Below are 14,467 nucleotides of genomic sequence, written 5' to 3'. Positions count from 1 at the left end.
TTATACCATATCGCGGGACAAAAAGCATCCCGCTATCGTATTTATTTTATTTAGTATAAAGGGAAAAATACTTTCTTAATCTCTGTTTTATTAATAGTATAAAAGAACGGTCAGCGGATTTTTGTCCGCTGACCTCGATGCTTCATTGTACTTGTAATTTATTACTGACGTGCGTCATGGATCTTACGCTTTAGTTCTTCGTGTGCTCTGCAACTCACCGGCACCTTTACACCTAATGAAGCCGCAATTCGGCATATCTCAATGATACACTTCTCTCATTTTTAATCTTACATATTCTTTACTTGCTATTCAATTTAATACCATATTTTGCAAAAATATGATCACACAGAAAAGACACAGCTTTGTTCCATGAATGGATGATGGGCTGTGTTTTTATATATCAATTGTTACGAAGCATTTATAAAAGGTTTATCTACAGTTATTCTTAAGTCAGTCTTAATGCTTGCTATTTGCTGATTCCATATGCTGCTACTTTATTTTTGGTTTCTTTGCTAATATAGAGTGCCTTATCGGCAAAATCCAGTAATTTCTCTATAGAATCCGTATCTTCAGGACAAATTGCAATGCCTATACTTACTGTACAGCCGCTTAATGCCTTTTCACTCTCCAAACGAATTTCTTCTGCAAAGGACATTAACGTCTCATAGGAGATATTCCTCAAGATAATCGCGAATTCATCTCCGCCAAACCGGAACACAGATTGATCTGCTACGATTGATTGCAATATTACGGTAAGTTTCTTTAATATGTCATCCCCTGCTAAATGACCATATGTATCATTCAACCACTTAAAGTTATCAATATCCAGTAGCATAATTCCTAGAGTTTCTAATGAGTGAGATTCTACTTCACTAGTAAGCGCCCCTAACATGTTATCAAAAGCCCTCCGATTATAAGCTCCAGTTAACCCATCAAAGTCAGCTACCCCTTCTAATGTAGCATGGACTTCTTCTAGTTTTATAATTGTGTTGTTATATACTTGAATCATTTCATCAAATTCAGTAGCATAATTATAAGAAGCAATTTGCTTATATTCTCCTTTTTTTACAGAGTTAAACGCCTCAATTAGTTTATCTATCGGCTTAGTATACTGTCGCACTGTGTATGTACCAAATGCAACAATTACAAGAATAGCCAACAATGATATCGTTAGAATTTCGTAAATTATCATATTCCGAGTTTGCATTATCTCGGTAGTAGGTGTATTTACACTAACAATCCAGTCTAATTCAGAAACCTTGCTAAATCCAATATAACGATCGAAGCCAGAAAGATCCTTCATGATTCCCGAACCTGTCACCCCCTGCAGCTTGTCAAAAATCACATTTTTCTTTCCGATACGTTCCTTATTTGGATGATAAACTATATTTCCTTGTCTGTCTGAAATAGCAATGTATCCTCCCCGACCAAATGATTTATTGTCAAACATGGATGCCAGAATATCTCCGTGCAATTGAACTACTCCGACAACCACTCCTTCAATATTACCGCTTTCAATAATAGGAATCGCGATTGAAATAACTTTCCGGCCACTGGGACTCGTATATACGTCACTTATGTATGTTTTACCTTGAATCGCTTGTTGAAAGTAATATCTTTGTGACAAATTCAAACCAGAAACATTACGAGTAGTTCCACTGGCAAGTGAGATATCGCCTTGTTTATCAAGGATTGCAATCACATCTACTTCAGGAATGATCGTAGCAATTTCATTAAGAAGTTCCTGATTCTTCCTAATTCTAGGATCCGAGGCAATAACTCTTAATGAATTCTCAATTTTTTTAAAATATGTTAAAAGCTGTGAACTACTATTGTTCGCAGCCTTTTCATTAATTGTCAACAATAAAGAATCAGTAGCAGCCAGAAAAAATCTATCAAAAACAATAAATTGAATACAGCTACTAATAATAATCAAAGTACCGAATAATAGCGTACATTTGTGTAAAAAACGCATTTAATCACTCCAATTTTAAATTTTTTCACCTAAATTATATAAAGATCGACTATTTATAAACTATCTCTTGTTTGCAAGGATCAAGTCTAAAATTTTTGTGAAAACACACTGATGTCATTTATCCCTGCTATTCTACAATTAAAATACCATATTTTGCAACAATTGTTTACAAAAAAAGACACAGCACTGCTCCACTAATGGATAGGCTGTGTCTTTCTTATAGTTTTTCGCCGTTAGAGATGATACGGTTCTGCGTATCGGGTATAACGCGAAATCCATGCACTTAAATTAACCATAAATCTTGTAATCACGCCTATAAAATATAGGCAATCGCTTCTATTTCAATCATTGCATCAAAATGAAGTGTATTAGTTGGCACTATCGTCCGAGATGGTTTATGATCTCCAAAGAATTCCGCATATATCTCATTAACAACTGGCCAATAAGTGATATCTGGAATATATACTGTAGTTTTAAGTACCTGTTGTTTATTGCTTCCACACTGTTTTAATATATCATCTAGATTTTTCAAGGCCTGTCGCGTCTGCTCTTCAATTCCACCAGCAGGTAGCGTTTCACCTACGGCGTAGTTAATTGGTAATTGGCCTGATACATACACTAGATCACCATGTATTACCGCAGGTGAATAATGCCCCTTGGACTCACGAGAATGGGGCGTACTAACGATTTGCATGCAGCATACCTCCTATATTCTCCCGATAATAAAAATTTTTATTACTTTTACCATTATTATTTCTTTAGTCCCATACCAGTTAAAGGAACAACAATCGTAAGTCTATTATCATATCCATCTTTAAAATATTGTAACATTCCCGCGACAGCTGCCCCTGAAGTTACTTCTATATAAATTCCCATTTCACCAAGCATTTCCTGAGCCTTTATTACCTCTTCATCGTCTACAGCAATGATATCCCCCTTACTGTCTTTTATAGCCTCTATCATTTCGTCGATTCTTTTTGGCTGCTGAATAGCAATTCCTTCCGCTGCAGTTGATTTCATTTCACTAACTGGCTGTTTTTTAAATTTGCTGAATATCGGAGCACAGTTTTTACTTTGCACAACAATAATACGAGGAAGTTGTCCTATTTCTTTGAACCCTTTATAAATCCCGAGTAGCATCGTTCCATTACCAGCAGGCACTACTATATAATCAGGAATGCCGATTTGTTCATAAATCTCATAGGCAAGTGATTTAGTACCTTCAAAGAACAAGGGATTATATACATGTGAAGCATAATAAGTGCGTTCTGCTGCTTTTAATATTGCTTTGGCGGTGTCATCACGTGTCCCTGGAACCTTTACTACATTTGCTTTATAAGCACTAATTTGTTTAATCTTTCCTGGTGATGTGTTTTCTGGTAAATAAATATTGCACTTTATTCCTGCCGCAGCACAGTACCCTGCAAATGCTGCCCCTGCGTTACCAGAAGAATCTTCAACAACTTCTTTAATCCCTAGCTCTCTTAATTTGTTAACCATAGCAAAAGCGCCGCGATCTTTGAAAGAGCCTGTTGGTTGCATATAATCAAGTTTTAAATAGACTTCTTTCTCCTGCAGTGTTCTCTTTAACATTGGAGTTTTAACTTCTCCTAATGATACCTCTGTGGTAATTTTTTCTCCTTTTTCTTTATGCAATTTAAAAAGCCCGCCACACGCACACTGATAATCCAAACCCTCAATCAGATAACTCTTTTCACAGACAGAACAATAAAAATGCATACTAAAGTGCACCGCCTTATTCAACCTATTTTTTCATAAATGACCCTTAATCCAATCATAGTACAATTGTCACAAAAAATATAACTGTAATAATTTATTAAGTTAATAGAATGTAATTATGAGACGGCTAGTACATTCCCAAATGTTATTTATTAATGCTCTGTATTTAGATTAACTTGTTCAGTAATTGTTCTTTTTGTGCATAAGAAAATGCGGAATTTAGAAAGGACTTATGACTGGGCGTAATATTTTTGTTTTTATGAATGACTACGGAAATGGGACACTTGATTGGTTCAGTATGAGTGAGCTTTACAAATATCCCCTGATCTAAGAAGGATTGCACCATAATTTGAGGAAGCAAAGCCACTCCTAGCTTATCAGCTACAGCTCGCAGAATTGCTTCGGCATCACTGTATTCAATCATCTGCCTATATTTATGCCCCTTAATAGCCTCTTCTACCTTTCTCCTCATATCGCTACCAAATCGAAATTGAATAATGGAATAATCCGTAAAATGATCTATGTGATCATTTTTTATTAGTTCATTATGTCCAACCCAAATTAATTCCTCTTGTAGTATTTCTATATATTTCAAATGGTCACTGGCGATTTGATCATGCACTATGCCGATATCAAAAGTATTATCCAATAACCCCTTCTCAACGGCTTTTGTATTGCGACAAATTTCAACACTTACATAATTATTGGGATTATTATCATGAAAATTCCGTAAAATATCTGGTAATAAGTAATTTATCAATTGCGTAGAACTAGCAATGATAATCCTATTATTATCTATAGCATGGGAATTCATGGTCTCTTTAATTTCCCTATATAAATTCAACATTTTTTCCGCATAGACAACCATCTCGCGTCCTGCTTCTGTTATATATAATTTTTTTCTCACACGTTCAAACAATAATACGTTAAAATGTTTTTCTAACGTATTAATCTGTGCTGATACAGTTGGCTGAGTGAAATTAAGTTGTTCAGCAGTTTGCGTAATACTCCCTAACTTTGCAACTAACAAAAATGTTTGAAAAAGCTGAATATCCATACTCCACCTCATAATATTATTAAATTCTTCATATTTTTAATCTAACCATCTTTAGGCTACATTTCTTCCAATCAAAAATCATGAATAGGCGTCTGATTATAGTCTACTCGCAATCAGACACCATAGCAAGATAACGCTTTTCAAAACCTTAAAGCCTCACTCCTAGCTTCAAAGATCTGATTTTCGCAAACATATTTTCTGCAATAAAAAAGTGGACCACTTCCTTATGCTACAAGGATGTAGTCCACTTTTAGCCGTTAGAGATGATACGGTTCTGCGTATCATCTCTAACGGCTAAATTTATTGTACGTTAAATAAATCAATTAAAACAGGCAATTCAATCCTAATGATTTTCAACTCGACAGAACCGTTCCTTCGAGTTTCAAAATCGAAACATGAATCCTTTCTTTTGAACAAGATTAAAAGGTGCAACTCTAAAAGTTACCCCTTACTACATCAGATGTTTCATTTATTTGGACTGGGTTTATCCTTATTTCTACGTTACCTAAAATACGCCCGAAGAATCAACAATAATATTCCCCAGGATATGAAAAACACAAACTATATCATAAATAGTCTAAGTACACTTTTATTTAATTTATATAATTCCCATGCGCTATCACTAACGTTCCCCATCCACACTATCTTAGGACTATTTTTATCATATACAACCGCAACGTTGCCACATCGGCAGGATTGCTAATTTCAGGATCCTTTAGCTCTACTTTTATAAATTTCAGTTCATAGTCAGCCAAAAACATATTTGTAATTAAAAACCATAATGAGTTGCGCTCGGGAATAAACACTTGTTGCTAGGTTATTAGCATAGCGGTCTCAGCAGTAGCTCGATTAAAGTCTTTAGAATATCCAACATAGATATCAGGCAATCGGAAATGAGATTGTACTTTTTTACGGTTAGTATCATCATAGTTAATGAATAGACCATCTCGCTGCAACATCTCTGCAAGTGGTTTAATATCGATATCGACGCCAATTAATAAACTTGCTAGTAATCTCCTTCATCAATCTGCGATAGCTCCGCTATTCGGTTATCAGCAATCAGGTCGGCCCATTCTTCTGCTTCAGTGGCATAATCTTGTCTATCGATTGGTACTTGAGTGACCCCTAGAAATTGAGCTGCCATTAGTCGCCCATGACCACGAACAATAAAACCAGAACGAGTCGACACCGTTATTGGTGCACGCCAGCTCTGGTTCTTTATAATCTTACTCAATAATTCAATTTGTTTTTGCGAATGTTGGTTCGGATTTCGTGGGTTTGAGACTAGTGTTGTTATATCTACTAAATCATCAAAGGCACAATACACTGGTATGCCACTGGCTTCTACGTTAATCCTCTTGGTCATTCTTCACCTCGTTTAATGTGAGATCATTCCGTTTCTTCTTATTCTGTTTTGGTATGGTTCTATCTTTGCAACGTGCATAATTAGTATGGTATGTATCCCTGATGCATTCGTTCTCTTGATTGCACGCACAGTCTGAAAAACATTTCATTTTTGACACCTCTTATGTTGAGTTTGCATAAAATAGATTAAGAAGAATAAGTTATCATTGGAGGGATTCTTATGGAATTCGGTAATAATGGTGCATGGATTATTATTATAATTATCATCATTATTTTACTTTTTTCTTGCTTTGATAATTTTTGATTCTTAAACCAATCCCACTTTCTCTTACAACCACGTTCCATCAAAACGTGGTTCTTTTTTTTTACGAAGAAAGAAGCACCGCGAGGGTGCTTCTTTAATTATCTTACTTAAATATTTATCACTTATCTATTGCATAAAGCCAGTAATATTAGAACTTCTCCAAAGGTGTTCTAAAGGTATTCCAAAGGTTTAAACTAATGCTAAACATAAAAAAAGCACCCCTTTAAGGATGCCTTTAAGTATAGTACTGAAACGTGCCTCTGAAAACGTGATTACTGTTCGATTTAGATTTATTTAGTATCTACTTCCTCCTCATCTTTGGGGAATGGCTTAGCTAGTACTGGCTGTAAAGTTGATGAAAATCTGCTTATTTCTGACTGAGTGTATATACTCTCCTGCCAGGTTTGGTATCCATATATTAAAATTTCATGCACTGTGAGTATGAGAAATGCCTGCAAAGGTGTGGCATTAACATAGGAAAATATCCCCCTATTATTCAAGAAAATGTCCAACACCAGGTAAGCAAATCCCAAATTCAATACTACGTCAGCAATCATGCAAAACTAATTAAACAGTCCATTTAGAAAGGGTGACTTTCAACAGATTCTATAATTTATTAAAACGGAAGTCATTTTGTCTTTGAAAACGATAATATTCATTTACCTTATTACCTTTATATGGGTAGACATAATAAAAAGCACCCCGAAGGATGCTTGAGTGTTGAGCCTCAAAATTTCTAAACTTCTTTAGATACTTTTGCAGTGCTCTCTATTTAGAATGTTTTGCGCATAACATAATCTTCATATTTAATTTAATCACTAACGTACCTATTGTATAAGTTCTTGGTAGCCAATGTAATAATAATAATTGAAACTACTATATTTGGTATACTTATGTACCAAGAAGTTACTAGAGTATTTACCCCTATCAAAGCTATATTTAGCAAGGTTAAATAAAAAATCATAGCTACACCTCCAACATTATAATATGCACATTAGTTAGTAATAGTCTGATTTTTTATAGCATTGACATATACAATATTTCCCATACATCTTTCATCTAAAAAAGAGCACGCAGGTTTAGTTTCTAATATAGGTTCTCCGTCTTGTTGAAGATCTTCTTTTGCTTTTTATTTTCCCATAAAAATCAATACTCATTGTTAGTATTCCCAAGAGGGTCGCAATTGCTGTTAGTATTTTTTGTATCACATCATAATCTACTCCCTCATGAACTCACCTCCTAATATAAATTCCAGAGACAATCTTATAAGGGTTACACTTACATATTACCATAATCTAGTAATAAGGTAAAATATTCACTTATAACAAATACCGACAATCCCATAAATTACCAATTGATCCCTCTTCACTATTATACAAAATGCTGTTAATAATAAGTTATGAGTAAGTAGATAATTCTATGACTTTTTTTATGTAAAAAAGCCATCTGTTAATCTCTTCTCATGTTTCTATGATATCCCTCTTAACTAATAAAATAAAAGAGAAGGTAGCAGATAATTAGTCTGTAAATCCTTCTCATATAATTACTAATAAATTTTACTAATATCATTTTATCTCATGTAAACTCGCGTGTCACTGTCATGTTTTTCGCATCTAAGAAGTTCATCTTAGTCCATACATTATCTGACTTTCCAGCTCATCAAATTACTTCCATGACATGCCACGCTATTAATCAAACTGCAAAGGAAACAATATTGCCAGGCTATAGTTCTTTTTACAGACCTCAGCCTTTTAAAATGACCACTTTAATTAACATCAAAATTCTCCGACTTAAAGTTGCTATAAAATCGTCCTTTATGTGTTGTGAATTTTAAAACGCAATAATCAGGATCTGATACACCTAAAGGATAATACATTGTATCTCCCTCACGCCAAATCATTTTTTTAGAATCCCTATCTTCAAGTACTTCCATCGTTCCCTTTAACATCACTCCTCTGAAAAAGCGTTTATCACAAAAATATACACTTGCGTTTGGGTTTTCTTTATACTGCCTTACTCTCATAGACGAAGTGTTTGTAGTAAAATAAATACCCCTTATTCCTTCTCTTTTTCTTGGTGGTAACATAGCCTTCATATTTGGAACCCCTTCACTATCTATAGAGCCGATAAAAGAAACATCCACTTTGTCAATTAAGTTACCTACTGTATTCTCTACATCTTTCACCTTAAAACCCTCCTTGTGAATTTTCCTGCTTTGGCATTTATTATTTATGGTAACATTTCACAGTCAGGTAGTAAATTACACACTTTTTTGTGGGTATTCTTAAGCCTTAATTAATCAATAAATCCTTTCGCCTTTAACAAATCTTCCATTCCATTTTCCCGCATAAGCTCTATGCCAATATGTTGCATAATGGTGATAGCTTCAATCATCTTTTCTCCACGCTCTGTTAAATAATATTCAACCTTTAGAGGATAACCTTCAAAAACCTTTTTATTTATCATCCCAAAATCTAAAAGTTCTTTTATATGTTCTATAAGCATTTTTTGATTAATACCTTGTATGTTTTTTTCAAGGCTTGCAAGTGATGTATTACCAAGCCTTAGCTGCCATAATATAATCGGTTTCCATTTGCCCTTCGTAATGTCATGTGTCAGTTCTAATGGACAGGTGTAATCTTCTCTTACTTTCAATATTTTCACCCCTAAAATAATAAATCATTACTAAAAAAGAACCTTGTAACATATGCTACAATCCATTTCGATATCCAGGAAATGCCTTTTAGAGTTTAGAATTAGATAACAACTTATTTTTATAAACACGCTATATTACCAGTAAAACATAATTCGCCTCAAAACAATCCCTTTTGTCAATCGATCATTCTTTTTATTAGCTTCTGTTGCAAGAACAAAAATCCTGCATCGCCAGTAATACGGATTTTACGCCATTTTGCTCAAATTATTGTAACCAAAAAATTGTTACTTTTACGGACGTGACACCAATGGCATGTCCTACTTCAAAAGGTTGGGGATATTACTTTATGATAGAACATACCTTCTTCTCCCCTGGTCGCTTTGAACGTGAGGCTAATGAGTTTGCATGGCAGCTGTTGTTTGATGAGGAGAGTTGTCGGTCTGAATATGACGGTGATATTGGTAGGTATGCTCGTGAGGAAGGGATTGTTGAGTTGGTTAAGTATAGGAAGTAAAAAGATATAGTGTCAACAGTAAAGATATTTAATAAAAATAAATAATCTTTCGATAAATGAATTATTGAGATGATCCATAGAAGTGTGAGGTGATTTTCTAAATGATAAAAAATATTCCATCATCACTAAAAGATTCTTTATATTATTTAATTATAGGGACTATTATTTATTCAAGTATATATGTAGGCAAATTCATCAAGATATTACACAAGATAAAATAGCTAATAAAGAGTTTTCTTTATTAAACCACCCTCCCCGCACACAATATGTAAATAATACACACAACTCTTTTTATTTTTCAAGCCTAGAAAGCAAAAAAAACATCTTAGATTTTTATGACAAAGAATTAAGTGAAAATAAGTGGAAATCCGATTATGAAGGAGAGACTTCCAAACTTGCTCCTCAAGGACGTCATACTGACGCAGCATACCATTATAAAGTTTACACAAAAGGAAGATTATCGCTAATCATTAGTTGGAATATAGCAGAATATACTACTTACTTAATAAAAATAGAGCAAAGATAAATTAAGGTTTGTAGCCTGTATTAAAAAATTAACCTACTGACTTAGAATCTTTCTTTTCGTAAAACAGTTAAATCTGAAGAAAATACAGAAATATCTTCTTATCTCCTGTTGCTTCGAACGTGAGGTTAATAAGTTTGCATGGCAGCTGCTGTTTGATGAAGAATGTTGTCGCTCTGAATATGATAATGATGGTAGGTATGCTCGTGAGGCAGGGATTGTAGAATTGATTGGGTATTGGAGGAATCAGGGAAAATGGAAGGATGATCATTATGAAAAAAATCATTATATTAGCTATTTGTTTATTTACTTTAGTTTCAGGGATTGCATTAGCAAAGGTTGATAAGTCACTGTCAGAAAACGGCGTAACTTTTATAAATCGTTTCGAATATCAATTAAGTAATACCGATAAAATTGCTATTACTTTAATTCGTTGTGGTTACTTTGATAGAATGTTAGGAATTACGAAAACAGGAACCATTCATAATCTAAATTTATTTTTATATCCCATAGCTCCCCCTTATATCTCAACAGAAGTAACGTTTACCACTAAAAATGTCCCTTATTTCTTGATCTTTAACAAAGAAGTAGAAACGAAACAAACTTTCAAAATCAGCTCAGTAAGCAGCAATGAACTTTCCTATGAGGTTGATAATAAAAGTCTGCAAAAATTTGTAGCGGCCGATAAAGTAAATCTTGTTTTGCCCTCAAGAATGGCTCTACGCAAACGATTGAAATTCCAGAAGAAACACTTAAAGAATGGCGCTTCATAATCACCTGCAATCTTTGGGATGAATATAAAAAAGGAATTTAAGAACTTCATTTAATCGGAGGAATAACATGGATACACTAAAGGTAATTACAGAGAGAAGAAGTATTCGAGAATTTCAGAATAAATCAATACCGCAAGAAACTATAGAAGCAATTCTGGAACTAACGATGAAAGCACCCTCAGGAAAGAATCGTCAGCCATGGCGATTTGTTGTATTACAAGATAAAAGAAAAGATGAATTAATTAACATCATGACTAATGTTACTAATCATCGAAAGCTACAAGGTTTAGATATTGGAAGTTGTGAAGGAAGCATTCATGCAATGAATCAGGCGTCCGTGGTAATTTTAGTATTTAATGCCTTCTCTAACTTTGAGAAAGATTATAATCACTACAGACTACTGACTGATACTCAGTCAATTGGTGCAGCTATTCAAATAATGATTTTAGCCGCACAAGATTTTGGACTTGGTACCTTATGGATTTGTGATATTTTTTACTCTGAGCGTGAAATATGTTCGTGGTCAAATCGCAGTGATGAGCTCGTTGCAGCATTAGCTATCGGTTATGCCAATCAATCACCTAATCCGCGACCGCGCCAGTCATGGAGGGATGTTACAGAGTGGGAGCATTTATAGGTTTGTAGTTTCACTCGCTTTGAGCTTTAGTCTGTGATAATTAATTAGGTAGGTGTTATATATACAAGTTTAAAAGAAGTAATGAATGATAAATTTACGAATTGGCAAGAGAAACTTCAAGATAATGAATGGTATTTTCATGATCGTCGCACGTTTTTGATTAGCCCAATCACGTATTAGGGAATCATGTTAAGTCTAAAATCCACTGCTTTGATTCTTCGTATTATAGTTATCTGTATCCTGCTTGCTGGCTATGGGGTAGTTGTCCGTATTGTTGAGGGAATGAGTCTAAGTCTTTTTAACTCAGAGTTACTCAGATGTTTCTAGATTAATTGAAATGATATTGTTAATAATAATTTATTACCTATGAATTATGTGTCACTAGAGGGCATCTAAGAAACAAAGCGAGGTTAGCGGATTTTGTCCACTGGCCTCGCTCTCCATTTGTTATTACGAATTGTTATTCTAAATTATCTTTTACATCTACAAGAAGTTTTACAAACCAATCCACAGGAATTACCAAGTTTTCATTATTGTACCAGTGAATTTCTAAACCATCTTTACCTTGCCGTATGATAGCTACAATCGTATCCTCATATGATATATCAACAACTATATCAAAATCATTGTTCGGATCATTTACAAAATCCGCACTCCAACCTTTCATTTTCTTTCCCTACTATACTTTTCCAAGAAACCAATTAATTTCTTATCATCTGCCGATCATATTGCACCCATACCATCAGGCAGTCTTACACTTAAAATTTTCCCATATACAGGATGATTAGATTGTGTTGCTAGGCGACAATTCGAAAAAGAGAGGTCAGCGGGTTTTTGTCCGTTGACCTCTTGATTAATTAAATAATGCCTTTATTTTGACACTATCTTTTTCATTACATCATCAGTTATATCCTGTCCGCCATAAACAGCAGCGCCTGCGTCCACGACAATAGTTAAACCTTTAGACTTCGCTACGGCTTTAACAGCATCGTTTACTTTATTTTGAATAGCTTCTAACAAATCCTGTTGTTTAATGTGAATACCTTGTTGAAGCTGTTGATAATACGACTGTTTTTCCTGATCGTTCATGCTAACTGATTTTGTGTCAAAGTTGCTTTTTGCTTGCGCAATAGCATCGTTCATCGCTGTCTGGGCTTTTGCTGAATCAGGATGATTGTCGACTAGAAGTTGATAGTGTACCATCCCAACTGCAGATGCAGCATAGGTGGTGCTGGTATTAGTAATGGTGATTATACTGAAGAGTACGAAGGTTGCTAGAAAGATATTCATAAGTTGCTTGTAGTTGATTTTTATCATTGGTCATTCCTCTTTTCTTTGTATTCTTGTTTGAATTTAAAGGGTTTTAGATCCATTAATGATTTGGATTAATGAGGCAAGGAAATGTTACATGTGTTAATCTCTACTATAGGATCAAACTTCTATGGTAAGTGGATAGCTTTTTTTATCTTCTCTTTAAAATCATTTTTCCCTGCCAATCTTTGAAAAAAACACCATATTTTGCAACAATATGTAAAAATATGATTACAAAGATACAGCCTGATCCAATGATGGATAGGCTGTGTCTTTAAATAGAATTTTTTCAATTGTTTATTCAAGCTAAACTGCAAAAAAAACTTCTGTCGGTGGCTGTCCTTTGGGGTACTTCTTACCATCTACAATCCAGCCATCATAATGCTTAGCTGGTTTGTGTTTGCTTGCGGACAATTGTCATTAATGGGAAAAACACCCATAACGTGATATACTAAATGATAAGCAGCATTTGATTCGCTATTTTAAACTAATGGAGGAGATTATTATGGTTAGGCGTTTGTTGAATATTTTGTTCCTTCTTATTTGTTACTCTATAGTCACCATTTCTTCCGTGTCCGCCGAATCAAGCAATTGGAAAAGCCCAAGCTATAATTTTGGTAATGTAAAAAGGATATTATTATTAGAACCAACATTTTCATATACCCTCAAAGGAGATAGTAATGATAAGTTTGATAAATATCCTTATGGGCAAGAAAAATTTATCAATTCATTAAATACTCGAGTAAAAAAATTAGGCAAATATTATATTTTAAATTTAAATTATATTGATATCCAAATACAAGGCGATCCGAACGCCCCTACCATTGAGGATAAAAATTCCCTCGAATTCACTACGTTGCGCGAGCAAGAATTATCTAAATATGTTGATCTGGTACTATCTGCGGAAGTGCGGAATTATGGCTGGTATTATGAATATTATGACGCTTATGATTCCACGGAGACCATCAAAGAAAGAGTAGAATATGGCGGTATAAACGCAGATGGTAAAGAATATCGTGGTTGGATGGAGATTCCCAAAGAAGTAGTTGTACATCATCCTGCTGGTTATCAAATATACGATGATGCAAATGTAGTACTAAGCTTGACCGACCCTAAAACTAAACAAGTAGTATGGTCCTATACAGATTCTCGGTATCGTTCCTTCTTTTCTTGGAGCAGTGACCGAGATAGCACTGGCCCTGATTCCATGATGAACAGAATTTTGGATGCAGCCTTTACAAAAATCCCTCTTGCCAATCCAAAATAGAACCATCTTTAAAGCTAATGGATTATTCCGTTAGTTTAAAACTAAACACTAATGCATCTTCATAAATGCTAACTATACAAAATGAAGCTCTTGCCAACCTACACAAAGCTTGGCAGAATCTCTATTTTTTTCGCCGTTACAAATGATACGGTTCTGCGTATCACTGATAATGGCGAAACTTAAATTGCGACTCGCCGGAACCATCCCTGCGAGTCCCCCATCTGTAAAAAACGATGGAAACACGATTGAAGAAATTTCATGCTGCTTGACGAATGAAGTAAAATTATCTACAATTATAATCATTTGAATTTTTTTGCAAATTAACAAAGCCAAAATGATATGAGG

General features: G+C 34.5%; 13 protein-coding genes. 4 read left to right on the top strand and 9 right to left on the bottom strand.

What is annotated here, in order from left to right; genetic code table 11:
- Positions 1–466: 466 nt before the first annotated feature.
- From UFO1_RS10720 to UFO1_RS10690, 7 genes are all read right to left on the bottom strand, one after another.
- Positions 467–1,975, bottom strand: coding sequence for a sensor domain-containing diguanylate cyclase (locus UFO1_RS10720; RefSeq protein ID WP_038670657.1), 1,509 nt, complete (start codon positions 1,973–1,975; stop codon positions 467–469).
- 313 nt (positions 1,976–2,288) lie between these two features.
- Entirely contained in the window at positions 2,289–2,669 is a 381-nt protein-coding gene (locus tag UFO1_RS10715) for a RidA family protein (RefSeq protein WP_038670655.1), read from the bottom strand.
- Positions 2,670–2,725: 56 nt separating this feature from the next.
- Positions 2,726–3,715 carry a pyridoxal-phosphate dependent enzyme gene (locus tag UFO1_RS10710; protein ID WP_038670653.1) on the bottom strand — a complete coding sequence of 330 codons (990 nt, stop codon included), beginning with the start codon at positions 3,713–3,715 and terminating at the stop codon, positions 2,726–2,728.
- A 166-nt stretch (positions 3,716–3,881) separates the two neighbouring features.
- The gene (locus tag UFO1_RS10705) at positions 3,882–4,772 is read right to left on the bottom strand and encodes a LysR family transcriptional regulator (RefSeq protein ID WP_038670651.1); all 891 of its coding nucleotides are present in this window, start codon (positions 4,770–4,772) and stop codon (positions 3,882–3,884) included.
- 1,006 nt (positions 4,773–5,778) lie between these two features.
- Positions 5,779–6,138, bottom strand: a complete 360-nt coding sequence (locus UFO1_RS10700) for a ParB/Srx family N-terminal domain-containing protein (RefSeq protein WP_051788897.1) — start codon at positions 6,136–6,138, stop codon at positions 5,779–5,781.
- 2,068 nt (positions 6,139–8,206) lie between these two features.
- Positions 8,207–8,626 carry a pyridoxamine 5'-phosphate oxidase family protein gene (locus UFO1_RS10695; RefSeq protein ID WP_038670649.1) on the bottom strand — a complete coding sequence of 140 codons (420 nt, stop codon included), beginning with the start codon at positions 8,624–8,626 and terminating at the stop codon, positions 8,207–8,209.
- Positions 8,627–8,736: 110 nt separating this feature from the next.
- A complete protein-coding gene (locus tag UFO1_RS10690) occupies positions 8,737–9,105 on the bottom strand; it encodes a helix-turn-helix domain-containing protein (RefSeq protein ID WP_236639379.1) in 369 nt (122 codons plus the stop codon).
- 338 nt (positions 9,106–9,443) lie between these two features.
- Here UFO1_RS10690 and UFO1_RS10685 point away from each other — a divergent pair, with 338 nt between their 5' ends.
- From UFO1_RS10685 to UFO1_RS10675, 3 genes are all read left to right on the top strand, one after another.
- Complete coding sequence (locus UFO1_RS10685) at positions 9,444–9,611, top strand: hypothetical protein (RefSeq protein ID WP_236639378.1); 168 nt, start codon at positions 9,444–9,446, stop codon at positions 9,609–9,611.
- A gap of 795 nt (positions 9,612–10,406) precedes the next feature.
- Complete coding sequence (locus tag UFO1_RS10680) at positions 10,407–10,907, top strand: hypothetical protein (RefSeq protein ID WP_038670645.1); 501 nt, start codon at positions 10,407–10,409, stop codon at positions 10,905–10,907.
- 67 nt (positions 10,908–10,974) lie between these two features.
- The gene (locus tag UFO1_RS10675) at positions 10,975–11,544 is read left to right on the top strand and encodes a nitroreductase family protein (protein ID WP_038670642.1); all 570 of its coding nucleotides are present in this window, start codon (positions 10,975–10,977) and stop codon (positions 11,542–11,544) included.
- A 460-nt stretch (positions 11,545–12,004) separates the two neighbouring features.
- Here the strand turns inward: UFO1_RS10675 and UFO1_RS10670 are convergent, their stop codons facing one another.
- Positions 12,005–12,211 (bottom strand): hypothetical protein, encoded by a 207-nt coding sequence (locus UFO1_RS10670; RefSeq protein WP_038670640.1) that lies wholly within the window; start codon positions 12,209–12,211, stop codon positions 12,005–12,007.
- 203 nt (positions 12,212–12,414) lie between these two features.
- Complete coding sequence (locus UFO1_RS10665; RefSeq protein ID WP_038670638.1) at positions 12,415–12,861, bottom strand: OmpH family outer membrane protein; 447 nt, start codon at positions 12,859–12,861, stop codon at positions 12,415–12,417.
- A 499-nt stretch (positions 12,862–13,360) separates the two neighbouring features.
- On the opposite strand from UFO1_RS10665, the gene UFO1_RS10660 reads away from it, so the two are divergent.
- Positions 13,361–14,122 (top strand): hypothetical protein, encoded by a 762-nt coding sequence (locus UFO1_RS10660; RefSeq protein ID WP_038670636.1) that lies wholly within the window; start codon positions 13,361–13,363, stop codon positions 14,120–14,122.
- Positions 14,123–14,467: the final 345 nt, after the last annotated feature.

This window comes from Pelosinus sp. UFO1 (assembly GCF_000725345.1).
Lineage (GTDB): Bacteria > Bacillota > Negativicutes > DSM-13327 > DSM-13327 > Pelosinus.
The sequence above is the reverse complement of the archived record's forward strand: the minus strand, read 5'-3'. Positions and strand labels throughout refer to the sequence as shown.